Origin of the sequence: Cytobacillus sp. FSL R7-0680, assembly GCF_038009245.1 — a bacterium.
Lineage (GTDB): Bacteria > Bacillota > Bacilli > Bacillales > Cytobacillaceae > Cytobacillus > Cytobacillus kochii.
On sequence record NZ_JBBPAO010000001.1, the window covers coordinates 855,098 to 877,592 of the forward strand.

Here is a 22,495-nt window from a genome sequence, read left to right on the forward strand (position 1 = left end):
CTATTCATTATGGAGGTTCTTATGAGCGACCCTAAATATAAAAGAGTTGTTTTAAAATTAAGTGGTGAAGCATTGGCTGGAGAACAAGGTTTCGGCATTAATCCATCAGTAATTAAGTCAGTCGCACAGCAAGTGAAAGACTTAGCTGAGCTAGATGTTGAAGTAGCTGTCGTTGTTGGTGGCGGAAATATTTGGCGTGGTAAGATTGGTGAAGAGATGGGTATGGAACGTGCTAATGCAGATTATATGGGAATGCTTGCAACGGTAATGAACTCCTTAGCACTTCAAGATAGTTTAGAACAACTTGGGATTGAAACAAGAGTACAAACTTCAATTGAAATGAGACAAGTTGCTGAGCCATATATCCGTAGAAAAGCCATTCGTCACTTGGAAAAGAAAAGGGTCGTTATTTTCGCTGCAGGCACAGGAAACCCTTATTTCTCTACAGATACAACAGCTGCACTAAGAGCGGCAGAAATTGATGCTGAAGTTATCTTAATGGCAAAAAATAATGTTGACGGTGTATACTCTGCTGATCCACGAATCGATAAAAATGCAAAAAAATACGATGAATTATCCTATTTAGATGTCATTAAAGAGGGATTAGCAGTCATGGATTCAACGGCATCATCACTTTGCATGGATAATAATATTCCACTGATTGTCTTTTCTATTATGGAAAAAGGAAATATCAATCGCGCTGTATTAGGCGAGCCAATCGGTACAATCGTAAGGGGGAAAAACTAAATGCCAAAAAATATCATAGCTAATGTAAAAGAACGTATGACAAAAGCAACACAATCTTACACACGCGAATTAGCCGGTATCAGAGCTGGGAAAGCTAACTCTTCTATATTAGATAGAATAACAGTAGATTACTATGGTGCACCAACACCTATTAACCAATTAGCTGGTGTTTCTGTACCAGAAGCACGTTTATTAGTCATTCAACCCTATGATAAATCTATATTAGGTGACATTGAAAAGGCAATCTTGAAATCAGATTTAGGACTTACTCCAACAAGCGATGGAAACCTTATTCGTTTATCCATTCCACAACTAACTGAAGAGCGCCGTAAGGAACTTGTAAAAGTTGTGAAAAAAGAGGCGGAAGAAGCAAAAGTAGGCATCCGTAATATTAGAAGAGACGGTAATGATGATCTGAAAAAACTAGAAAAAAATGGAGAAATCACTGAGGATGATCAACGTGGTTACTCAGATGATATCCAAAAAGCAACAGATGAGTTCATTAAGAAAATTGATGAGCTTACAAAAGATAAAGAAAAAGAAATTTTAGAAGTATAATCTTATTTACATTATATAGGACATACTTTTTCGATTGTAGGCGAAGCCCTCTATGATAAATAGGGGGCTTTTTCTATAATGGACCGATTCTAAAACTTCGTGTTTTATGAATGAAGTGAAAAAGGCAGTAGCGTAGAAGAAAATGGAACTATTTTCTTTACTGATAGAATTTGTTGGCAGATAAACCAAAACGGCAATCCTTGAAATCGAACTCTTAATTTTAATTAATATCTTAAAAAAATATCTTATTGCATCGTTTTGTGGTAATCTTTAAAATGAGGAGCACAATTGGAGGAAAGTTATTGATGTGCTTACTTATTCTGCCTATAATGAATATATCTGAAATGGCAAAAGCGTCACTCGTTTAATCATCGAAGTAGTATGAACGGAAAAGGGTGCTTATCCATTAAATACATGGCATTACTTATTTAATGGTAAATCAGCCGATTAAAAGGAGTATTCAAATGTTCGATAAAATGAAACTTTGGAAAAATAATAATGACTCAATAGATCTTCAAGATAGAATAGATAATATTAAAGCACAGCCAATTCCAGAGCATGTAGCTATCATCATGGATGGTAATGGTCGCTGGGCTAAAAAAAGAACGTTGCCACGTGTTGCAGGTCATCATGAAGGGGCAAAAGTCGTTAGAAAAATCACACGATTCGCCAATCAACTGGGTGTTAAAACGTTAACATTATACGCCTTCTCTACTGAGAATTGGAAAAGGCCGAAAATGGAAGTCGATTTCCTTATGAAGTTGCCATCTGAATTTCTGCAAACGTTTTTACCCGAATTAATTGAAGAGAATGTTCAAGTGAAAATGATAGGAAATAAATCTATTTTACCGGCAGCGACATTAAAAGCGATTGACGAAGCGATCCAATCTACTGCTCATAATGATGGGTTAGTGTTAAATTTCGCTATGAACTACGGGAGTCGAGCGGAAATTATTGAGGCAGTTAAAAACGTCTTAATTGATGCGCAAAGTGGTATAATAGATGATGAAAAGTTAACAGAAGAAGTTTTTTCATCATACTTAATGACAAATGAGTTGACCGATCCAGACCTACTGATACGAACGAGTGGGGAAATTCGTTTAAGTAATTTTATGCTATGGCAACTAGCTTATGCTGAGTTTTGGTTTACAGATGTTTTATGGCCAGACTTTGGGGAAGAACATTTTGTTGAAGCAGTTGAAGTATTCCAAAAGCGTCAAAGGCGTTTTGGAGGAGTTTAATAAAGGTGTTGAAATGAATGAAAGAAAGAGTAATCACAGCAATCATTTTTGGAGCAGTTCTCTTGCCACTAGTATTTATTGGTGGGTGGCCATTGATGCTCCTTGCCTATTTTTTTGCAACAGTAGGCTTATACGAACTATTAAGAATGAAAGGGTTTAATCTATTTTCCCTTCCAGGACTCATATCTACGTTTATATTATGGATGATCATGATTCCTACAGAATTTTATTTTGCTTGGTTAATACGAGCAGGAGTTGGAAAGACAGATATTTTAGTACTTGGTGTACTTCTTTTGCTTACATATACAGTATTAACAAAGAATCGTGTTACATATGATGATATTGCCTTTATGCTCATTTCTACTATCTATATAGGTTTTGGTTTTCATTACTTTCTAGAAACGAGAGCGATGGAGAATGGTCTTATTTGGATCTTTTTTAGCCTATTTATTATATGGGCTTCTGATTCAGGTGCGTATTTCTTTGGAAAGGCATTTGGAAAAAGAAAGCTATGGCCAGATATTAGTCCTAATAAAACAATAGAGGGTAGTGTTGGCGGTGTTATTTCATCTGTTGTTGTTGCTTGTTTGTTTTTGATTTTTACAGATATTAGTGAACCCGCTATTCTCATTATTCTTATGACCTGTCTATTAGCTGTCTTTGGACAAGTTGGCGACTTGGCAGAATCAGCATTTAAAAGACATTACGGGGTAAAAGATTCGGGTAGAATATTACCTGGTCATGGTGGGATCCTTGACCGTTTCGATAGCTTGTTATTTGTTTGGCCATTTATGTATATTATCTTATCTATCATGTAATAAAAGACAGGGTAGAGAAACGATTATATAGAGACGCCGTTTTTAGCGGGGAAAGTGTAATCATACCATATGATATGTGGCTTAGTAGACACTTTTCTTAATAGGAGATGTTTTAGAAATGAAAAAAATTAGTTTAATGGGTGCTTCAGGTTCTATCGGTACACAAACGTTAGATATCATTAGACAGCATCCTGATGAATTCCAATTAGTAGCTTTTTCAGTAGGAAAAAATATTCATTTTGCCCGTCAAGTAATCAATGAATTCCATCCAGAGCTTGTTTCCGTCTTAGAAAAAAGTTCGATGGAGATGCTTAAAGCTGAGTTTCCAAGCATATCATTTACATATGGACAACTCGGTTTAACAGAAGTGGCTGTATACAATAAAGCAAATATATTGGTAAATGCTGTTTTAGGTCGTGTCGGACTAGAACCAACATTACAAGCAATTGAGGAAAGAAAAACGATTGCTATTGCAAATAAGGAAACATTGGTAACAGCGGGGCATTTAGTCATGGAAGCAGCAAAAAACTATGGTGTTGACCTTTTACCTGTTGATAGTGAGCATTCAGCGATTTTTCAAGCATTACAAGGTGAGAATGCGAAGAATATCGATAGATTGATTTTAACCGCTTCTGGAGGATCTTTTCGTGATTATAGCAGAGCGGATTTAGAAGCAGTAACAGTTGAACAAGCGTTAAATCATCCTAACTGGTCAATGGGAGCTAAAATCACAATTGACTCGGCAACAATGATGAATAAGGGCTTAGAAGTAATCGAAGCTCATTGGTTATTCTCATTACCATATGATAAGATTGACTGTCTTCTTCATAATGAAAGTATCATTCATTCAATGGTTGAATTCCATGATAGTAGTGTCATCGCACAATTAGGTACACCGGATATGAGGGTACCTATCCAGTACGCACTTTCATACCCAGACCGTTTGCCATTAAAGAATAAGCGATTAGATCTAGCCAAAATTGGCCAGCTCCATTTTAAAGAGATGGATTATGATCGCTTTCGTTGTTTAGCGCTTGCTTACCAAGCAGGAAAAGAAGGTGGATCGATGCCTGCGGTTTTAAATGCAGCAAATGAAGCAGCGGTTGCAGCATTTTTAGAAGGAAAAATAAGCTTTTTAAAGATTGAAGAGTTAATTGAAAAAGCTTTAACAAGACATTCCTGTATAAAAGCACCGACATTATCAGAAATACAAGAAGTAGATGAGGAAACAAGAGCCTATATCTATTCGCTTTTATCAAGCTGATTCGTTTTTGATTCAGAAAAAAAGGTGGTTAAAAATTGAGTACAGTCATAGCCTTTATTATCATTTTTGGGGCACTAGTATTTTTCCATGAACTTGGACATTTAATCTTTGCGAAGCGAGCAGGTATCCTATGTCGTGAGTTCGCGATTGGTATGGGACCAAAAGTTTTTTCATTTACAAAAAATGATACACTTTATACGATCCGGTTGTTACCGATAGGTGGCTATGTTCGGATGGCTGGTGAAGATGTTGAAATGGTCGAATTGAAAGCAGGTTACCGTGTAGGATTAGTCTTCAATGACCAAAATGAAGTTCAGAAGATTATTTTAAATAACAAAGATAAATATCCGGATGCAAGGATTCTCGAAATCGAACATGCAGATATTGAACATGAATTGATATTAAAAGGGTATGTCGAAGGTGAGGAAGAAGAAAAATTAGAAACTTTTAAGGTGAATCGCCGAGCAGTATTGGTGGAAGATGGAACAGAAACACTGATTGCTCCTTATGATCGCCAATTTTCTTCTAAAACTTTAGGACAAAGAACAATGGCTATTTTCGCTGGACCGATGATGAACTTTGTTTTAGCTTTTGTTATTTTTGTCATCATCGCTTTATTACAGGGGATGCCATCAAATGCGCCGATGCTTGGGGAATTAACAGAAGATGGTGCAGCGATTGATGCAGGATTCAAACAAGGTGACATTGTTCATTCAGTCGATGGTGCAGAAATTTCAAGCTGGCAAGATGTTGTAGAAATCATTCAGAAAAACCCTAATAATGAGCTTGAATTTCAAATTGATCGCGGTGGGGAAGAAATGACGATCCCGGTTACACCTAAGTCACAAGAAATAGAAGATGGTCCGACAATCGGTGTGATCGGTGTATATAGTCCGATGGAAAAAAATCCATTAAAATCAGTTGTATACGGTGCTGAGGAGACCTTATTATGGACAAAAGAAATTTTTGTTATTTTAGGGAAGTTAATCTCTGGGGAATTTACGATTGATGCCCTTTCAGGTCCTGTTGGTATCTATGTTTCAGTTGACACAGTTGCTCAATCAGGTATATTTTATTTAATGAAGTGGGCAGGCGTCTTAAGCATCAATTTAGGTATCATGAACCTATTGCCTATCCCTGCTCTCGATGGTGGAAGATTAATGTTCTTTGCTATTGAAGGAGTTAGAGGAAAACCGATAGACAAACAAAAAGAAGGTATGGTTCACTTTGTAGGCTTTGCGCTATTAATGCTGCTTATGTTAGTTGTAACATGGAATGACATTCAGCGATTCTTTTTATAAGAAGATGAAACCTGAGGCTCAGAGATCCGTTTTCACTAAATGGTTTCTGAGCCTTGATAATGAAAATAAATAATAGAGGTGTATAAATTAAGATGAAACAAAGTCAGGTATTAATTCCAACTTTAAGGGAAAACCCTGCTGATGCAGAAATTAAAAGTCATCAACTTTTATTAAGAGCAGGATTTATTCGTCAAAATGCTAGTGGTATTTATAGTTATTTACCAATGGCAAGAAAAGTGTTACAAAATATTGAAACGATTATTAGAGAAGAGCTTGAAGCCATTAATGCCGTAGAGATGCTTATGCCTGCACTTCAGCAAGCAGAGTTGTGGCAAGAGTCTGGTCGCTGGTATACATATGGTTCAGAGTTAATGAGAATGAAAGACCGTCATGAGCGAGAATTTGCTCTTGGGCCAACACATGAAGAGGTTGTGACGAGTCTTGTACGTGATGAAGTGAAATCATATAAAAGGTTACCCCTTGCTCTGTATCAAATTCAAACGAAGTTTCGTGATGAAAAGCGTCCGCGTTTTGGTGTGCTAAGAGGTCGAGAATTTATTATGAAAGATGGTTATTCTTTCCATTCAAGCCAAGAAAGTTTAGATGAGATGTACGACCTTTTTTATCAAGCTTATTCCAATATTTTTTCTCGCGCAGGTTTGAATTTTAGAGCTGTTATTGCGGATTCTGGAGCAATGGGTGGTAAAGATACTCATGAATTTATGGTTCTGTCCGAAATTGGAGAAGATACGATTGCTTATTCTGATACATCTCAATATGCAGCAAATATTGAAATGGCAGAGGTAGTTTCAACATATGAAAAATCTAATGAAGAGTTAAGAGAAATTGAAAAAGTTAGTACTACGAATCAAAAAAGTATTGCAGAAATTGTGGATTATTTAAATGTCTCAGCAGAAAAATGCATAAAATCATTACTGTTTAAAGTAGATGAAGATTATGTATTGATACTTGTTCGTGGTGATCATGAAGTCAATGATATTAAAGTAAAGAATCTGCTCGCTGCCAATGATGTGGAATTAGCTGATGCTGAGGAGACAAAATCCGTTATTGGCTGTGAAATTGGTTCCATTGGTCCGGTTCATACAAATGTACGGATCATTGCCGACCATGCTGTCAGTGCAATTGTAAATGGTGTCTGCGGTGCAAATGAAGCTGGTTACCACTATGTCAATGTAAATGTGGATCGCGACTTTACCGTAGAACAATATGCAGATGTTCGCTTTATTCAAGAAGGAGACCCATCACCTGATGGAGAAGGTAGTATTCTTTTTGCAAAAGGAATTGAAGTTGGTCATATATTCAAGCTTGGTACGAGATATAGTGAAGCTATGGACGCGACTATTCTTGATGAAAATGGCCGTTCACAACCAATGATTATGGGTTGTTATGGCATCGGGGTTTCTCGTGTAATGGCAGCTATTGCTGAACAACATAGTGATGAAAATGGACTTGTTTGGCCGGAGAATATCGCACCTTATCAGCTTCATCTTGTTTCTTTAAATATGAAAAAAGAAGACCAAGTGCAATTAAGTGAAAGAGTATACGATTCTTTGAAAGATTTAGGGTATCGTATTTTATGGGATGATCGCGCTGAACGAGCTGGCGTAAAATTCGCTGATAGTGATTTAATCGGTTTACCTTTACGAATTACTGTTGGTAAAAAGGCAAATGAAGGCATCGTAGAAGTTAAATTAAGAAGTACAGGCGAGCAATTTGAAGTATCGGTGGATGAATTACCACAATTCATTCATAATCAGTTAGCATAAAAAACCTAAACATTCCTATATAAAAATATTCCGACCCCATTAGTCGTCAAATGTTAAAGATGAGAATGGGATCGGTTTTTTATTTATCATCGATAGAATTAGATTGTAGTCCTATTAATAAATTGCGTCACTTTCCGAATTATAGCTTGATACTTATGCTTAATAGCCTACGCTTCATTCATTTTTGAAGTGTTAAATAACCCGTTCATTCCTCGGGGAAATAATATACATTACCACAAAATAGTTGACAATTAGCGTGATTTTTACTTTATCAAATCTAGTATTTAATTATGATATAATAGTGACCGATTGAAAAAAATAGAACGTTAATGAAGGGGGAGGGCTGAAATGAGCGATGTAAAAGGAAACAAAGAACGTTTTCAGCTCCTGTTACAACAATTAGAATTAACAGAAGATGCTTTTGTTCATTATTTTGAACAAGCCGAAATCATGAAAGTATATATTCAAAAAAAGGAAAAAAGGTGGCATTTTTCCTTTAGCTTAGTACAAATCTTACCGGCAACTGTTCTTCAAAGATTTGCAGCTCAATTGCACCACAAGTTTTCTCATATTGCACGTACCTCTTTTTCTATTACTGTTACGAATCAACAATATGATGAGAGCTTAATTCAAGATTATTGGACATTTTGTATGAAAGAAATTGAAGGCATCTCACCACCGATGCTTAAGCTTCTTCATGAGCAAGTGCCGAAAATAAAGGGAAATAAGGTAATCGTTACCGTTAGTAATGATATGGAAAGTCAGTCTATTAAAAATAAGTATGCGCCCCTTATTCTTGATAGCTTTCAATCATTTGGATTTCCACCATTTCAAATTGAAACAGAATTGTCAACCGAAGAGAGCAATGAAGCATATGAGCGTTTCTTAGAAGCAAAGAGAAAAGAAGATCAAGAACGCGGCATGCAAGCAGCAATTGAAATGGAGAAGAAAGCATTAGAGCAAGAATCAGATACACCGATACCACAAGGGCCATTGACAGTTGGCCTGACAATTAAAGATGATGCTGACTTCCGCAAACTAATTGATATAGTTGACGAAGAAAGAAGAATTGCTGTGGAAGGTTACGTCTTTCATGCAGAAACAAAAGAACTCAGAAGTGGTCGGACATTATTAACTTTCAAAATTACTGATTATACAAGCTCGATACTTGTAAAAATGTTTTCCCGAGATAAAGAAGATGCTGCACTCTTTCAAATGGTACAAAAAGGCATGTGGCTGAAAGTTCGTGGTAGCATTCAAAATGATACCTTCGTGCGTGACCTAGTCATGATTGGTAATGATTTAAATGAAATTAAACCAATTGAAAGAAAAGATACAGCTAAGGAAGATGAAAAGCGGGTTGAACTTCATCTTCATACACCAATGAGCCAAATGGATGCCGTTAGTTCGGTTAGTGCGCTTGTTTCACAAGCAAAGAAGTGGGGACATAAAGCAATTGCGATTACAGACCATGCTGGTGCTCAATCCTTTCCAGAAGCATTTAATGCCGGTAAGAAAAATGGTATCAAAATACTTTATGGTGTTGAGGCGAACTTAATCGATGACGGTGTACCAATTGCTTATAATGATGCTCATAGACGAGTAGCTGAAGATACTTATGTTGTGTTTGACGTTGAAACGACTGGATTATCTGCTGTTTATGACACCATTATAGAACTTGCAGCCGTGAAAATTCACGACGGCGAGATTATTGATCGTTTTGAATCCTTTGCTAATCCGCATCATCCATTATCTGCTACGACAATTAATTTAACGGGCATAACAGATGATTTAGTAGAGAATGCCCCTGAAGTAGCTGACGTTTTAAAAGATTTTTACGAATGGACTGGCGATAGTGTGCTTGTGGCCCATAACGCTTCATTTGATATGGGTTTTTTAAATGTAGGGTATAAGAAAATAGGTCTTGGAAAAGCAACAAATCCCGTTGTAGATACACTTGAATTAGCGCGATTTTTACACCCTGAAATGAAAAATCATCGCCTCAACACATTGGCAAAGAAGTTTGATGTTGAACTAACTCAACATCACCGGGCAATATACGATGCGGAAGCGACAGGCTATATATTAATCAAAATGCTGAAGGATGCGATGGCTAAAGGCATTGAATACCATGATCAATTTAATGACAATATGGGTAAAGGAAATGCTTATCAAAGGGCTAGACCGTCCCATTGTACTTTGATAGCGCAAACGAGTGAAGGATTGAAGAATCTTTTTAAATTAGTCTCGATTGCTCATATTAATTATTTTTATCGTGTGCCACGTATTCCTCGCTCGGTATTACAGAAATATAGAGAAGGTATTATTGTTGGTTCTGGATGTGACAAAGGTGAAGTTTTTGAAGGGATGATGCAAAAATCGCCTGATGAAGTGGAAGAGATAGCTGAGTTTTATGATTATCTAGAGGTTCACCCTAAAGAGGTCTATGCTCATTTATTAGAATTAGAGTTAGTTCGTGACGAAAAGGCGCTCGAAGAAATCATTACGAACGTTGTACAACTTGGTGAAAAATTAAATATCCCAGTTGTTGCCACAGGGAATGTTCATTACTTAAATCCGAATGATAAGATTTATCGTAAGATTTTAGTAAATTCTCAAGGTGGGGCAAATCCGCTCAACCGTCATGAACTGCCTGATGTGCATTTTCGCACGACCAATGAAATGCTTGAATGCTTTGCATTTTTAGGAAAAGAAACAGCGAAAAAAATCGTAGTAGATAATACGAATAAAATTGCTGAGATGATTGATGAAATCAAACCAATAAAAGATGATCTCTATACGCCAAAAATAGAAGGCGCAGACGAAGAAATGCGTGAAATGAGCTATAGCATGGCGAGAAGTATTTACGGAGAAGAACTACCTGAAATCGTAGAAGCTCGTTTAGAGAAAGAATTAAAAAGTATTATCGGACATGGCTTTGCCGTTATTTACTTGATCTCTCATAAACTTGTTAAAAAGTCACTAAATGATGGCTACTTAGTAGGATCAAGGGGTTCGGTAGGTTCCTCATTTGTTGCGACAATGACGGAAATAACAGAGGTTAATCCACTGCCTCCTCATTACGTCTGCCCTGATTGTAAACACTCTGAGTTTTTTGATGATGGTTCAGTAGGTTCAGGGTTTGATTTACCAGATAAAGATTGTCCAAACTGTTCTCAGCATTATCGTAAAGATGGCCATGATATTCCATTTGAAACTTTCTTAGGCTTTAAAGGGGATAAAGTACCAGATATTGACTTGAACTTCTCCGGGGAATATCAGCCTAGAGCTCATAACTATACAAAAGTTCTTTTTGGTGAAGAATATGTATATCGGGCAGGAACGATCGGTACTGTAGCAGACAAAACGGCATTCGGCTATGTTAAAGCGTATCAAAATGATAATAATCTTCATATTCGAGGCGCAGAAATTGATCGCTTAGCTTCTGGTTGTACCGGTGTTAAGCGAACAACTGGACAACATCCAGGCGGCATTATTGTTGTTCCTGATTATATGGATATTTATGATTTTTCACCTATCCAGTTTCCGGCTGATGATCGTAACTCAGAATGGAAAACAACTCATTTTGACTTCCACTCCATTCATGATAATGTGTTGAAGCTAGATATACTTGGTCATGATGATCCCACTGTTATTAGGATGTTGCAAGATTTAAGTGGGATTGATCCGAAGACCATTCCAACCGATGATCCAGAAGTAATGAAAATCTTCAGTGGAACGGAATCGTTAGGCGTCACAGAAGAGCAAATTATGTGTAAAACAGGGACATTTGGTATTCCGGAGTTCGGAACAAGGTTTGTTCGACAAATGCTAGAAGACACGAAACCAACGACATTTTCTGAGCTTGTTCAAATTTCAGGTCTTTCACATGGAACTGATGTATGGCTCGGCAATGCTCAAGAGTTAATTCATAACAATACATGCACATTAAGTGAAGTTATTGGATGTCGGGATGATATTATGGTGTATTTAATTTATCAAGGCTTAGAACCGGCTTTCGCTTTTAAAATTATGGAATCAGTCCGAAAAGGAAAAGGCCTGACAGAAGAGATGGAAGCGGAAATGAGGAAGAATGAAGTACCTGAGTGGTATATTGACTCTTGCTTAAAGATAAAATATATGTTCCCTAAAGCCCATGCCGCTGCCTATGTCTTAATGGCGGTACGTATAGCCTACTTTAAAGTTCATCATGCGCTTTTATATTATGCAGCTTATTTTACCGTTCGTGCAGAAGATTTTGATATAGATGCGATGGTAAAAGGCTCACAGGCGATCCGAGCAAAAATTGAAGAAATCAATGCGAAAGGCTTAGATGCTTCTACAAAAGAAAAAAACTTGCTGACTGTAATGGAGTTAGCGCTTGAAATGAATGAAAGAGGATATAGTTTCCAAAAAGTTGATTTGTATAAATCCAGTGCAAGTGACTTTATTATTGAAGGTAATACACTGATTCCGCCGTTCAACTCTATACCAGGATTAGGTACGAACGCAGCACTGAATATTGTAAAAGCAAGAGGAGAAGGAGACTTCCTATCGAAGGAAGATCTTCAGCAAAGAGGTAAGGTATCTAAAACAATTATCGAGTACTTAAATAATCATGGTTGTTTAGAAGAATTACCAGACCAAAATCAGTTAAGTTTGTTCTAAGTCGCTTTTACAGCTATTCCATTTGCATAAAAATTATGGTTATGGTATAGTTTTATTGGAAATACTAACGGATATCTTCGCAAACAAGAGTGGGGCAACCCACTCTTTCGTCTTGTTATTAACCAAAATTTTCATCGGTTACAAAGATGATCCGGTATATCTCGATTAGCAGCAACTCTAGTGTTTGCTGCTACATTTATAATGAATAGGCATCTTGCTAGAAGGAGGGATAAAGATGAGTAAAGTGACTGAAGAAGTTGAACAATTAGTCACTCCTATTTTGAGCGATCTTCAGTTGGAATTAGTTGAGATCGAATATGTGAAGGAAGGAAAAGACTGGTTTCTTCGTGTCTTTATTGATAAAGAGACAGGCGTTGATATAGAAGAGTGTGGAGTAGTTAGTGAACGCTTAAGTGAGAAATTAGATGAAATTGACCCAATTCCTTACAACTATTTCCTTGAGGTCTCTTCACCAGGAGCGGAACGCCCTCTAAAAAAAGAACAAGATTTCATGAAAGCAATTGGTAAAAACGTATTTATAAAAACGTATGAACCAATAGATGGAGAAAAAACATTTGAAGGTGTATTAACAGACTTCGATGGCCATATCGTTAAAGTTGAAATGAAAGTTAAAACAAGAAAGAAAACGGTAGAATTACCGTATGAAAAAATCGCAAAAGCTCGCTTAGCTATTGTCTTCTCATAAAGCAATTGGCGTAACGCAACTTATTTAAAGGGGGATATGAATCACATGAGCAGTGAATTATTAGATGCTCTTATTTTGCTTGAAAAGGAAAAAGGAATTTCACGAGATGTCATTATTGATGCAATGGAAGCCGCGTTAGTGTCTGCTTATCGTAGAAACTTTAATCAAGCACAAAATGTCCGTATTGATTTAAATTTAGGTAGTGGCACTATGAAAGTATTTGCCCGCAAAGAAGTCGTTGATGAAGTGTTTGATCCAAGATTAGAGATTTCTATCGAGGATGCACGCAAGATTAATCCTAACTATACGGTTGAAGATATTGTAGAAATGGAAGTAACGCCAAAAGATTTTGGTAGAATTGCTGCACAAACAGCCAAACAAGTCGTTACTCAACGTGTTCGTGAAGCAGAAAGAGGCATTATCTATTCTGAATTCATTGATCGAGAAGAGGATATCATGACAGGCATTGTCCAAAGACAAGACGCAAAATTTATTTACGTTAGTCTTGGTAAGATTGAAGCGATTTTACCTGTAAGTGAACAGATGCCTAGTGAACAGTATCGCCCACATGATCGTATTAAAGTGTTTATTACAAAAGTCGAAAAAACGACAAAAGGTCCACAAATTTATGTTTCTAGAACACACCCAGGACTTTTAAAACGTCTTTTTGAAATTGAAGTACCAGAAATTTATGACGGTACTGTTGAATTAAAATCTGTTGCGCGTGAAGCGGGAGATCGCTCAAAAATCTCTGTACATTCTGATAATCCAGAGGTAGATCCAGTTGGTTCATGTGTTGGACCTAAAGGTACACGTGTGCAAGCCGTTGTTAACGAGTTAAAAGGTGAAAAAATTGACATTGTGAAGTGGTCTAGCGATCCAGTTGTCTTTGTAGCCAATGCATTAAGTCCTTCTAAAGTGTTAGATGTTGTAGTAAATGAAGAGGACAAAGCGACAACGGTTGTTGTTCCAGATTATCAACTATCGCTAGCTATTGGGAAACGCGGACAAAATGCAAGACTTGCGGCGAAGCTTACTGGTTGGAAAATTGATATTAAATCAGAGACAGAAGCAAGAGAAGCCGGCACATATCCAAGAGATGAAGCTCTTTTAAGCTATCATCAAGATGATGAAGATGAAGATTTTACATTCCCTGAAGATAAGGAATAAGAGGTGAATGGCTGGTGAACAAAAGCAGAAAAATTCCGATGAGAAAATGTATAGCGACGGGAGAAATGATGCCGAAGAAATCACTCGTACGCATTGTTCGCTCAAAAGAAGGCGAAGTTTCGGTTGATGTTACAGGTAAGAAATCCGGTCGTGGAGCGTATCTTACAAAAAGCAAGGAAGCCATCTTACTTGCAAAAAAGAAAAATATTTTAGCTAGTCATCTAGATGTACAAGTGGATGAGGACATATATAACGAACTTTTAGATCTTATTGAAAAGGAGAAATGACCGTCCAAAATGAATGAGAGAAAATGGATGTCATTACTTGGCTTGGCCAATCGAGCGCGTAAAATCACTTCAGGTGAAGAGCTTTCTATAAGCGATATTAGAAAAGGGAAAGCGAAGCTGGTTTTGTTGTCTGCAGATGCTTCTGCTAATACGACAAAAAAAGTAACAGACAAATGTAAATCTTATGCTGTTCCTTATAAGATTGTCCCAGACAGAGAATTGTTAGGGCAAGCAATTGGCAAGGAAGCAAGAGTAGTGGTGGCTGTTTTAGACGCTGGATTCGCCAAAAAGCTATTAACGTTGCTCGATTAATTCTAGCGGGGGTGAAAGCATGAGTAAAATTCGCGTTTACGAATATGCTAAAAAACATAATCTATCTAGTAAAGATGTAATTACGAAATTAAAGGAAATGAATATAGAGGTTTCGAATCATATGACAACATTAGAACCAGGTGAAGTAACAAAATTAGACGGTATTTACAATAAGCAAGAAGAGAAGCAACCACAAAAACAACAATCAGCGCAAGCACAACCTGCAAACAATCAGAAAAATAAACCAGCAGGTGCACCAAAAGGCAATAGAAATAAGCCAAATAATAATAATAATAAGAATCAAAAACCTAATCGCAATAATAATCAAAAAAATAAACCAAAGAATAAAGGGCAGAAGCCACCTCAACCACCAGCACCTAAAAAAGTAAAAGAATTACCAGAGAAAATTACTTTTACTGAATCACTAACGGTTGGTGAGCTTGCTAAGAAGCTCCATAGAGAGCCTTCAGAAATCATTAAAAAGCTATTTATGCTTGGTGTGATGGCAACAATTAACCAAGAACTAGATAAAGATTCAATTGAGTTAATTGCAGGCGAATATGGTGTTGATGTAGAAGAAGAAGTATTAGTAGATGTGACAGATTTAGAAGCATATTTCACTGAAGATGAAGAGACTAATCTTGAGGAACGTCCATCTGTTGTAACGATTATGGGTCACGTTGACCATGGTAAAACGACATTACTTGATTCCATTCGCCACACAAAGGTAACTGCTGGCGAAGCTGGTGGAATTACACAGCATATCGGTGCCTATCAAGTAGAAGATAAAGGTAAGAAGATTACATTTCTAGATACACCTGGTCATGCGGCATTTACAACAATGCGTGCCCGTGGAGCGAAAATAACTGATATTACAATTTTAGTTGTTGCAGCGGATGATGGTGTGATGCCGCAGACAATTGAAGCAATTAACCATGCTAAAGCTGCTGAGGTACCAATTATTGTTGCTGTTAATAAAATGGATAAAGAAGCGGCAAATCCTGACCGTGTAATGCAAGAGCTAACAGAACATGGATTAGTTCCTGAAGCATGGGGCGGAGATACAATCTTTGTACCGATTTCAGCCATTAAAGGTGACGGTATTGATGAGTTGTTAGAAATGATTCTCCTTGTTGGTGAAGTAGAAGAATATAAGGCGAACCCTAATCGTAATGCTGTCGGAACAGTTATTGAAGCACAGCTTGATAAAGGTAGAGGATCAGTAGCCACATTACTTGTACAAAACGGAACATTGAAGGTTGGTGATCCGATTGTTGTCGGTAATACATTTGGACGCGTACGTGCAATGGTTAATGACCTTGGACGTCGAGTAAAAACTGCGGGACCATCTACTCCTGTAGAAATTACAGGATTGAATGATGTCCCTCAAGCAGGTGACAGATTTGCTGTTCTAGAAGACGAGAAATCTGCGCGCCAAGTAGGGGAAGCACGTGCACAATTAGCTCTACAAGCACAAAGATCTGAGAAATCTCGTGTTAGCCTTGATAACTTATTTGAGCATATGAAAGAAGGGGAAATGAAGGACATAAACATCGTTGTAAAAGCTGATGTCCAAGGTTCTGCTGAAGCCCTAACTTCCGCATTAAATAAGATTGATGTAGAAGGCGTAAAAGTACGTATTCTTCATACAGGTGCGGGTGCCATTAATGAATCAGATATTACGCTTGCTGCTGCATTTAACGCAATCGTTATCGGCTTTAACGTAAGACCAGATACGAATGCAAAACGTGCTGCTGAAGCAGAAGATGTTGATATTCGTCTACACCGCATCATTTATAACGTAATTGAAGAAATTGAATTAGCAATGAAAGGGATGCTAGACCCAGAGTTTGAAGAAAAAATTATTGGTCAAGCAGAAGTCCGTCAAACATTTAAAGTATCAAAAATTGGTACAATTGCTGGTTCTTATGTTACGGAAGGTAAAATCACAAGAGATTCTGGTATTCGCCTAATTAGAGATGGCGTTGTTATTTTCGAAGGTGAAATTGATGCGTTAAAACGCTTCAAAGATGATGCGAAAGAAGTAGCAACAAATTACGAATGTGGTATCACAATTAAGAACTACAATGATGTCAAAGAAGGCGACATCATTGAAGCTTATATTATGCAAGAAATTGAGCGTAAATGATTGTAGGTTTGGTTTCGTGTGAGTGTATGATATATGATGCTCGTTCATTAAAGGAGAAGAGAAGTGTATTACAGCGAATCCTCACTCGTCTGCAACAGAAGTTTAACATTTCTGTTGCAGAAGTAGGGTTTCAAGATACATGGCAACATACGCAAATTGCCATAACTGCTGTAGCTTCAAGTAAGCAAGCCGTTGAGTGGGAGCTTTCAAATGCGCTTAAATTAATTGATTCTTTTCCTGAGATTGAACGGACAATTACAGACATTGAATGGCTTTGAAAAAGAGGTGTAACAATTGAGCCTAAGATCAAATAGAGTTGGCGAGCAAATGAAAAAAGAGCTCGGAGAAATTATCGGTCGAAAAATTAAAGATCCACGAGTGGGATTTGTAACAGTAACAGACGTTCATGTGACAGGTGATTTACAACAAGCTACTGTCTATATTTCTGTTCTCGGTAATGAAGAGCAAAGAGAAGATACATTGAGAGGATTGGCTAAAGCTAAAGGGTTTATCCGTTCTGAAATTGGTCAGAGAATACGTTTGAGAAAAACCCCTGAAATCACTTTTGAGTTTGACGAATCAATCGATTACGGTAATCGTATTGAAACACTCCTTCATCAAATTCAAGATGACGGTCAATCCAAAGATAAGGAATAAATAATGATTGGCGGATAGACGTTTGTCTATCCGTATTTATTTCACCTTAATTTGAATTTGAAAGGGGGCGTACAAAATGGAAGGAATATTACCTTTATTAAAGCCAAAAGGAATGACTTCTCATGACTGTGTATTCAAGTTACGCAAGATTCTAAAAACGAAAAAGGTGGGTCACACAGGAACATTGGACCCTGAGGTAACTGGCGTATTACCTATTTGTATTGGACGTGCTACGAAGGTTGCCGAATATATTACGGATGCAGGTAAAGAGTATGAAGGAGAGGTCACAATAGGTTTCTCTACAACGACAGAAGATGCCTCAGGTGAAGTGGTTGAAGAGAAGAAGGTAGATAAACCGATTACTCGAGAAGAGATTATCGCGGTGTTCCAGCAATTAACTGGAGAGATTGTCCAAACACCACCCCTGTATTCTGCTGTTAAAGTGAATGGTAAAAGACTTTATGAATATGCACGACTAGGGCAAGAAGTGGAGCGGCCAAGTAGAAAAGTGCGCATTGATCGTATCACCTTGCTAAATGAGCAGGAAGTATATAATGGGGAACGGATTACTTTTCGTTTTCGTGTTGCATGTGGAAAAGGAACATATATTAGAACATTAGCAGTTATGATGGGTGAACTTCTTGGTTATCCTGCCCATATGTCTGATTTAACTCGCATCCGGTCTGCAGACTTTACTATTGAGGATTGTTTGACATTACCACAAGTGGAGGAAGTGATGAACGAGGGAAGAATAGCTGATGTGCTCAAACCTTTAGAATGGGGGATTAGCTATTTGCCGAAATATCAAATAAATGATAAAGTAGCAATGAAAGTGAAGAATGGCGCAGTTCTTCCTACTCCCGAAGAACTTGAGAGTGTATCTGGTCCTATTGTAATGGAGACTGTGAACAATCAAGCGTTAGCCCTGTATATCCATCATCCTGATAAACCAGGTATAATAAAGCCAACTAAAGTTCTATACATAGGTGAATAGGGTAAAGGTAAACGTTCTTTAACATAAAGTAGACGTTCTATGCCTATCTTCATGTTTAAACAATATAAAAAGGTGAATGATCATGGAAGTTATAAAAATAGTACATCCACATAACCATACTAAAGATAGCTGGCCACCTCTTTCAATGGCATTGGGCTTTTTCGACGGTGTTCATCTTGGTCACCAGAAAGTGATGGAAAATGCAAAGGAGAAGGCAGCTGAACTAGGGTTGAAAAGTGCCGTAATGACATTTGATCCTCATCCATCAGCTGTATTAGGTGATCCACAAGAACAAATTAGATACATCACACCGATAAATGAGAAAATTAAGATTGTTGCACAGTTAGGCATTGATTATTTATTTATTGTGCACTTTTCTAAAGCATTTGCTAATCTAGATCCAGAAGCTTTTATCGATCAGTATATTATTGATTTAAATGTATCACATGTATCTGCTGGATTTGATTATACGTATGGTAAATTCGGAAAAGGCACTATGGATACGATAAAGACACATGCTAAAGGGTTTTTCTCTACAACCACGATTCCACAATTAAAAAGAGATAATGCCAAGATTAGTTCCTCGCTTATTAGGTCTTACTTAAAAGAGGGGAGCGTTGAAAAAATCCCTCCGCTTTTGGGAAGATACTATACAGTTAGTGGTCCGGTCGTGCAAGGTGATCAAAGAGGGAGACAATTAGGTTTTCCAACAGCAAACGTTGCTGTTAGCGAAGATTTCATCACCCCGCCTACAGGTGTTTACGCTGTAAGAATTTTTGTTCAAGGAAAATGGCGTAAAGGGGTCTGTAATTTAGGCTATAAGCCAACTTTCCATGATGACTTAAAGACCCCTTCTATTGAAGTTCATATTTTTGATTTCGATCAAGATATATATGGTGAAGAGGTTGAAGTAGAGTGGCATCAACATATTAGAGATGAACGAAAGTTTAATGGAATTGAAGCTTTAATAGAGCAAATTGCTAAAGATAAGCAAGCAACACTCGATTATTTTGCAAAAAACAACGGTTAATTCTTGCATTTTGTCTAAAAAAGTTGTATTCTTATAAACGTATTGATTGATGAACCTTTGCTTGGCAAGTCGAGTCACCGACGCTTGCTCAGTAACAGGGGATTGAAATTTTAGGAGGTGAATCGGATGGCAATCACTAAAGAACGTAAAAATGAACTTATCAGTGAGTACAAAACTCATGAAAATGATACTGGATCTCCAGAAGTTCAAATCGCTGTCCTTACAGAAGAAATCAACAATTTGAACGAACATTTACGTACTCATAAGAAAGATCACCACTCTCGTCGTGGTCTATTAAAAATGGTAGGTAAACGTCGTAACCTATTAACTTACCTTCGTAACAAAGATGTACAACGTTACCGTGAGTTAATCAATAAGCTTGGTTTACGTCGATAATAAGAAGCTTGTCTTCTTATTTGAAGAAGCGGGATTTTTTCCCGCTTTTTTATTAGCCTAAAAACGCTATTCTACATAAAATTTTGTTATTTTATATATTTGAAAAAGTGTGCATAATAGTATTAATGATGAAAATATGTCATGGCATTTTGCTTTAGTATATATGATTTTGTAAGTGAAATGGTAGAGAGGGGTACAAATATGGGACAAGATAAGCATATCTACAGCATAGATTGGGCTGGACGCAAGTTGTCTGTTGAAATTGGACAATTAGCAAAGCAAGCAAACGGTGCTGTATTGGTTCGCTATGGTGATACAGCTGTACTAAGTACAGCAACGGCATCAAAAGAACCGAAGAACTTAGATTTCTTTCCACTTACTGTGAACTATGAGGAAAGATTATACGCAGTCGGTAAAATACCTGGCGGCTTTATTAAACGTGAAGGTCGTCCAAGTGAAAGAGCCATTCTAGCTAGCCGATTAATTGATAGACCAATTCGACCACTTTTCCCGGACGGTTTCCGCAATGATGTTCAAGTTGTCAGTATGGTTATGAGTGTCGACCAAGATTGTTCTTCGGAAATGGCGGCAATGTTTGGGTCATCTCTTGCATTAAGTGTTTCTGATATTCCGTTTGCCGGTCCAATTGCAGGTGTAACTGTTGGCAGAGTTGACAATGAATTTATCATTAACCCTTCTGTAGAACAAACAGAAAAAAGTGATATTCATTTAGTCGTTGCTGGTACGAAAGATGCGATCAACATGGTAGAAGCAGGGGCAGAAGAAGTTCCTGAAGAAACGATGCTTGAAGCAATTATGTTTGGTCATGATGAGATAAAACGATTAATTGCCTTCCAAGAGAAGATTGCTGAAGAAATTGGTAAAGACAAGATGGAAGTTACACTTTATCAAGTCGATGAAGAGATTAATGCAACTGTGCGCGCTATGTGTGAAGCGGATATGATTCCTGCTATTCAAGTTCAAGAAAAACATGCTAGAGAAGCGGCCATTAAAGTTGTCAAAGATAAAGTGATCACCCATTTTGAAGAGCAAGAAGTTGATGATGACTATCTTAAACAAGTAAAGCAAGTACTTGATAAAATTGTTAAACAAGAAGTACGCCGCTTAATTACTGAAGATAAAGTAAGACCTGATGGGCGTGGACTAGAGGAAATTCGTCCGCTGTCATCTGAGATTGATTTACTTCCACGTACACATGGATCAGGACTGTTTACACGTGGTCAAACACAAGCGTTGAGCATTTGTACATTAGGTGCGCTTGGTGATGTACAAATTTTAGATGGTCTTGGCATTGAAGAAGAAAAACGTTTTATGCATCATTATAATTTTCCTAATTTCAGTGTTGGTGAAACTGGCCCGATGAGAGGACCTGGTCGTCGTGAAATCGGACACGGTGCTTTAGGAGAAAGAGCTTTAGAACCAATTATTCCATCAGAAAAGGATTTTCCTTATACGATTCGACTTGTTTCTGAAGTGTTGGAATCTAATGGTTCCACCTCACAAGCAAGTATCTGTGCAAGTACTTTAGCAATGATGGACGCTGGGGTACCAATTAAAGCGCCAGTTGCTGGTATTGCGATGGGTCTTATCAAATCAGGTGATTATTACTCTATTCTAACCGATATTCAAGGAATGGAAGATCACTTAGGTGATATGGACTTTAAAGTAGCAGGTACAAGTAAAGGCGTTACAGCACTACAAATGGATATTAAAATCGATGGTCTTTCTAGAGAAATTTTAGAAGAGGCATTACAACAAGCAAAAATCGGTAGAATGCAGATTCTTGATTCTATGCTAGCAACAATTGCTGAACCTAATAAAGAGCTTTCACAATATGCACCGAAAATCTTAATGATGTCAATTAACCCAGATAAAATCCGTGATGTTATTGGACCAAGTGGAAAACAAATCAATAAAATCATTGAAGAAACGGGCGTAAAAATTGATATCGAACAAGATGGTACAGTATTTATTTCTTCAGTCGATGAAGCGATGAACCAAAAAGCGAAGAAAATCATTGAAGATATCGTTCGTGAAGTAGAAGTTGGACAAATGTATTTGGGTAAAGTGAAGCGCATAGAGAAATTTGGTGCTTTCGTAGAGATCTTTAATGGGAAAGATGGACTTGTTCATATTTCTGAACTAGCTGAAGAGCGGGTAGGAAAAGTCGAAGATGTGCTTTCAATAGGTGATGAAGTCCTTGTAAAAGTGACGGAAATCGATAAACAAGGTAGAGTGAACCTTTCTCGTAAAGCTGTATTAAAAGAGCAGCGTGAACAAAAAGAAAAAGCTGAGAATAAATAAACTTGTAAGAAAGTCAGGGTTGTCCCCTGATTTTTTTCTTTCTTTTTTTGTTAGAATATAAAATGATGATGTTTTTTGTGAGCCC

Annotated in this window: 19 protein-coding genes; all 19 read left to right on the top strand. The window is 37.4% G+C overall.

The annotated features are described in order from the left end of the window. The first annotated feature begins 21 nt into the window (after positions 1 to 21). The 19 genes from pyrH to pnp all read left to right on the top strand — a co-directional run bounded on the left by pyrH (position 22) and on the right by pnp (position 22,410). Positions 22 to 747, top strand: coding sequence for a UMP kinase (gene pyrH / locus MKY26_RS04430; protein ID WP_095369502.1), 726 nt, complete (start codon positions 22 to 24; stop codon positions 745 to 747). Then, a complete protein-coding gene (gene frr, locus MKY26_RS04435) occupies positions 748 to 1,305 on the top strand; it encodes a ribosome recycling factor (protein WP_341092213.1) in 558 nt (185 codons plus the stop codon). It begins immediately after the preceding gene. 464 nt (positions 1,306 to 1,769) lie between these two features. After that, positions 1,770 to 2,546 (top strand): isoprenyl transferase, encoded by a 777-nt coding sequence (locus tag MKY26_RS04440; protein WP_095369500.1) that lies wholly within the window; start codon positions 1,770 to 1,772, stop codon positions 2,544 to 2,546. A 17-nt stretch (positions 2,547 to 2,563) separates the two neighbouring features. Beyond that, on the top strand, positions 2,564 to 3,364 hold the full coding sequence (locus tag MKY26_RS04445) for a phosphatidate cytidylyltransferase (protein ID WP_095369499.1): 801 nt from the start codon (positions 2,564 to 2,566) through the stop codon (positions 3,362 to 3,364). Positions 3,365 to 3,482: 118 nt separating this feature from the next. Beyond that, complete coding sequence (gene dxr / locus MKY26_RS04450; protein WP_095369498.1) at positions 3,483 to 4,628, top strand: 1-deoxy-D-xylulose-5-phosphate reductoisomerase; 1,146 nt, start codon at positions 3,483 to 3,485, stop codon at positions 4,626 to 4,628. 35 nt (positions 4,629 to 4,663) lie between these two features. Further along, positions 4,664 to 5,929 (top strand): RIP metalloprotease RseP, encoded by a 1,266-nt coding sequence (gene rseP, locus MKY26_RS04455; protein ID WP_095369497.1) that lies wholly within the window; start codon positions 4,664 to 4,666, stop codon positions 5,927 to 5,929. A 92-nt stretch (positions 5,930 to 6,021) separates the two neighbouring features. Further along, positions 6,022 to 7,716 (top strand): proline--tRNA ligase, encoded by a 1,695-nt coding sequence (locus MKY26_RS04460; RefSeq protein WP_322909238.1) that lies wholly within the window; start codon positions 6,022 to 6,024, stop codon positions 7,714 to 7,716. 348 nt (positions 7,717 to 8,064) lie between these two features. Then, positions 8,065 to 12,384: a PolC-type DNA polymerase III gene (locus tag MKY26_RS04465; RefSeq protein ID WP_341092215.1), complete on the top strand. Its 4,320-nt coding sequence runs from the start codon at positions 8,065 to 8,067 to the stop codon at positions 12,382 to 12,384. A gap of 235 nt (positions 12,385 to 12,619) precedes the next feature. Further along, a complete protein-coding gene (gene rimP, locus MKY26_RS04470; RefSeq protein WP_095369494.1) occupies positions 12,620 to 13,090 on the top strand; it encodes a ribosome maturation factor RimP in 471 nt (156 codons plus the stop codon). A 45-nt stretch (positions 13,091 to 13,135) separates the two neighbouring features. After that, complete coding sequence (gene nusA / locus MKY26_RS04475) at positions 13,136 to 14,260, top strand: transcription termination factor NusA (RefSeq protein WP_191812158.1); 1,125 nt, start codon at positions 13,136 to 13,138, stop codon at positions 14,258 to 14,260. Positions 14,261 to 14,274: 14 nt separating this feature from the next. Further along, a complete protein-coding gene (gene rnpM / locus MKY26_RS04480; protein WP_095369493.1) occupies positions 14,275 to 14,547 on the top strand; it encodes an RNase P modulator RnpM in 273 nt (90 codons plus the stop codon). A 9-nt stretch (positions 14,548 to 14,556) separates the two neighbouring features. Next, entirely contained in the window at positions 14,557 to 14,859 is a 303-nt protein-coding gene (locus tag MKY26_RS04485; RefSeq protein WP_095369492.1) for a YlxQ family RNA-binding protein, read from the top strand. A 19-nt stretch (positions 14,860 to 14,878) separates the two neighbouring features. After that, positions 14,879 to 17,008: a translation initiation factor IF-2 gene (infB, locus tag MKY26_RS04490; protein ID WP_095369491.1), complete on the top strand. Its 2,130-nt coding sequence runs from the start codon at positions 14,879 to 14,881 to the stop codon at positions 17,006 to 17,008. After that, positions 17,005 to 17,286, top strand: a complete 282-nt coding sequence (locus MKY26_RS04495) for a DUF503 domain-containing protein (RefSeq protein ID WP_095369490.1) — start codon at positions 17,005 to 17,007, stop codon at positions 17,284 to 17,286. The genes infB and MKY26_RS04495 overlap by 4 nt, the downstream gene beginning before the upstream one ends. A gap of 16 nt (positions 17,287 to 17,302) precedes the next feature. Beyond that, positions 17,303 to 17,665 (top strand): 30S ribosome-binding factor RbfA, encoded by a 363-nt coding sequence (rbfA, locus tag MKY26_RS04500; RefSeq protein ID WP_095369489.1) that lies wholly within the window; start codon positions 17,303 to 17,305, stop codon positions 17,663 to 17,665. Positions 17,666 to 17,741: 76 nt separating this feature from the next. Continuing rightward, positions 17,742 to 18,659, top strand: a complete 918-nt coding sequence (gene truB, locus MKY26_RS04505; protein WP_095369488.1) for a tRNA pseudouridine(55) synthase TruB — start codon at positions 17,742 to 17,744, stop codon at positions 18,657 to 18,659. Positions 18,660 to 18,741: 82 nt separating this feature from the next. After that, positions 18,742 to 19,689: a bifunctional riboflavin kinase/FAD synthetase gene (gene ribF, locus MKY26_RS04510; protein ID WP_341092218.1), complete on the top strand. Its 948-nt coding sequence runs from the start codon at positions 18,742 to 18,744 to the stop codon at positions 19,687 to 19,689. A gap of 126 nt (positions 19,690 to 19,815) precedes the next feature. Then, positions 19,816 to 20,085 carry a 30S ribosomal protein S15 gene (rpsO, locus tag MKY26_RS04515; RefSeq protein ID WP_095369486.1) on the top strand — a complete coding sequence of 90 codons (270 nt, stop codon included), beginning with the start codon at positions 19,816 to 19,818 and terminating at the stop codon, positions 20,083 to 20,085. A gap of 201 nt (positions 20,086 to 20,286) precedes the next feature. Further along, complete coding sequence (gene pnp / locus MKY26_RS04520; RefSeq protein ID WP_095369485.1) at positions 20,287 to 22,410, top strand: polyribonucleotide nucleotidyltransferase; 2,124 nt, start codon at positions 20,287 to 20,289, stop codon at positions 22,408 to 22,410. The last annotated feature ends 85 nt before the right edge of the window (positions 22,411 to 22,495 follow it).

What these genes read in the sequence shown, in the direction of transcription:
- MKY26_RS04460 (WP_322909238.1), top strand. Translation starts at nt 6,022, where the DNA reads ATGAAACAAAGTCAGGTATTAATTCCAACTTTAAGGGAAAACCCTGCT.
- frr (WP_341092213.1), top strand. Translation starts at nt 748, where the DNA reads ATGCCAAAAAATATCATAGCTAATGTAAAAGAACGTATGACAAAAGCA.
- MKY26_RS04445 (WP_095369499.1), top strand. Translation starts at nt 2,564, where the DNA reads ATGAAAGAAAGAGTAATCACAGCAATCATTTTTGGAGCAGTTCTCTTG.
- MKY26_RS04465 (WP_341092215.1), top strand. Translation starts at nt 8,065, where the DNA reads ATGAGCGATGTAAAAGGAAACAAAGAACGTTTTCAGCTCCTGTTACAA.
- pyrH (WP_095369502.1), top strand. Translation starts at nt 22, where the DNA reads ATGAGCGACCCTAAATATAAAAGAGTTGTTTTAAAATTAAGTGGTGAA.
- nusA (WP_191812158.1), top strand. Translation starts at nt 13,136, where the DNA reads ATGAGCAGTGAATTATTAGATGCTCTTATTTTGCTTGAAAAGGAAAAA.
- truB (WP_095369488.1), top strand. Translation starts at nt 17,742, where the DNA reads ATGGAAGGAATATTACCTTTATTAAAGCCAAAAGGAATGACTTCTCAT.
- pnp (WP_095369485.1), top strand. Translation starts at nt 20,287, where the DNA reads ATGGGACAAGATAAGCATATCTACAGCATAGATTGGGCTGGACGCAAG.
- MKY26_RS04495 (WP_095369490.1), top strand. Translation starts at nt 17,005, where the DNA reads ATGATTGTAGGTTTGGTTTCGTGTGAGTGTATGATATATGATGCTCGT.
- dxr (WP_095369498.1), top strand. Translation starts at nt 3,483, where the DNA reads ATGAAAAAAATTAGTTTAATGGGTGCTTCAGGTTCTATCGGTACACAA.
- MKY26_RS04440 (WP_095369500.1), top strand. Translation starts at nt 1,770, where the DNA reads ATGTTCGATAAAATGAAACTTTGGAAAAATAATAATGACTCAATAGAT.
- rimP (WP_095369494.1), top strand. Translation starts at nt 12,620, where the DNA reads ATGAGTAAAGTGACTGAAGAAGTTGAACAATTAGTCACTCCTATTTTG.
- infB (WP_095369491.1), top strand. Translation starts at nt 14,879, where the DNA reads ATGAGTAAAATTCGCGTTTACGAATATGCTAAAAAACATAATCTATCT.
- MKY26_RS04485 (WP_095369492.1), top strand. Translation starts at nt 14,557, where the DNA reads ATGAATGAGAGAAAATGGATGTCATTACTTGGCTTGGCCAATCGAGCG.
- ribF (WP_341092218.1), top strand. Translation starts at nt 18,742, where the DNA reads ATGGAAGTTATAAAAATAGTACATCCACATAACCATACTAAAGATAGC.
- rpsO (WP_095369486.1), top strand. Translation starts at nt 19,816, where the DNA reads ATGGCAATCACTAAAGAACGTAAAAATGAACTTATCAGTGAGTACAAA.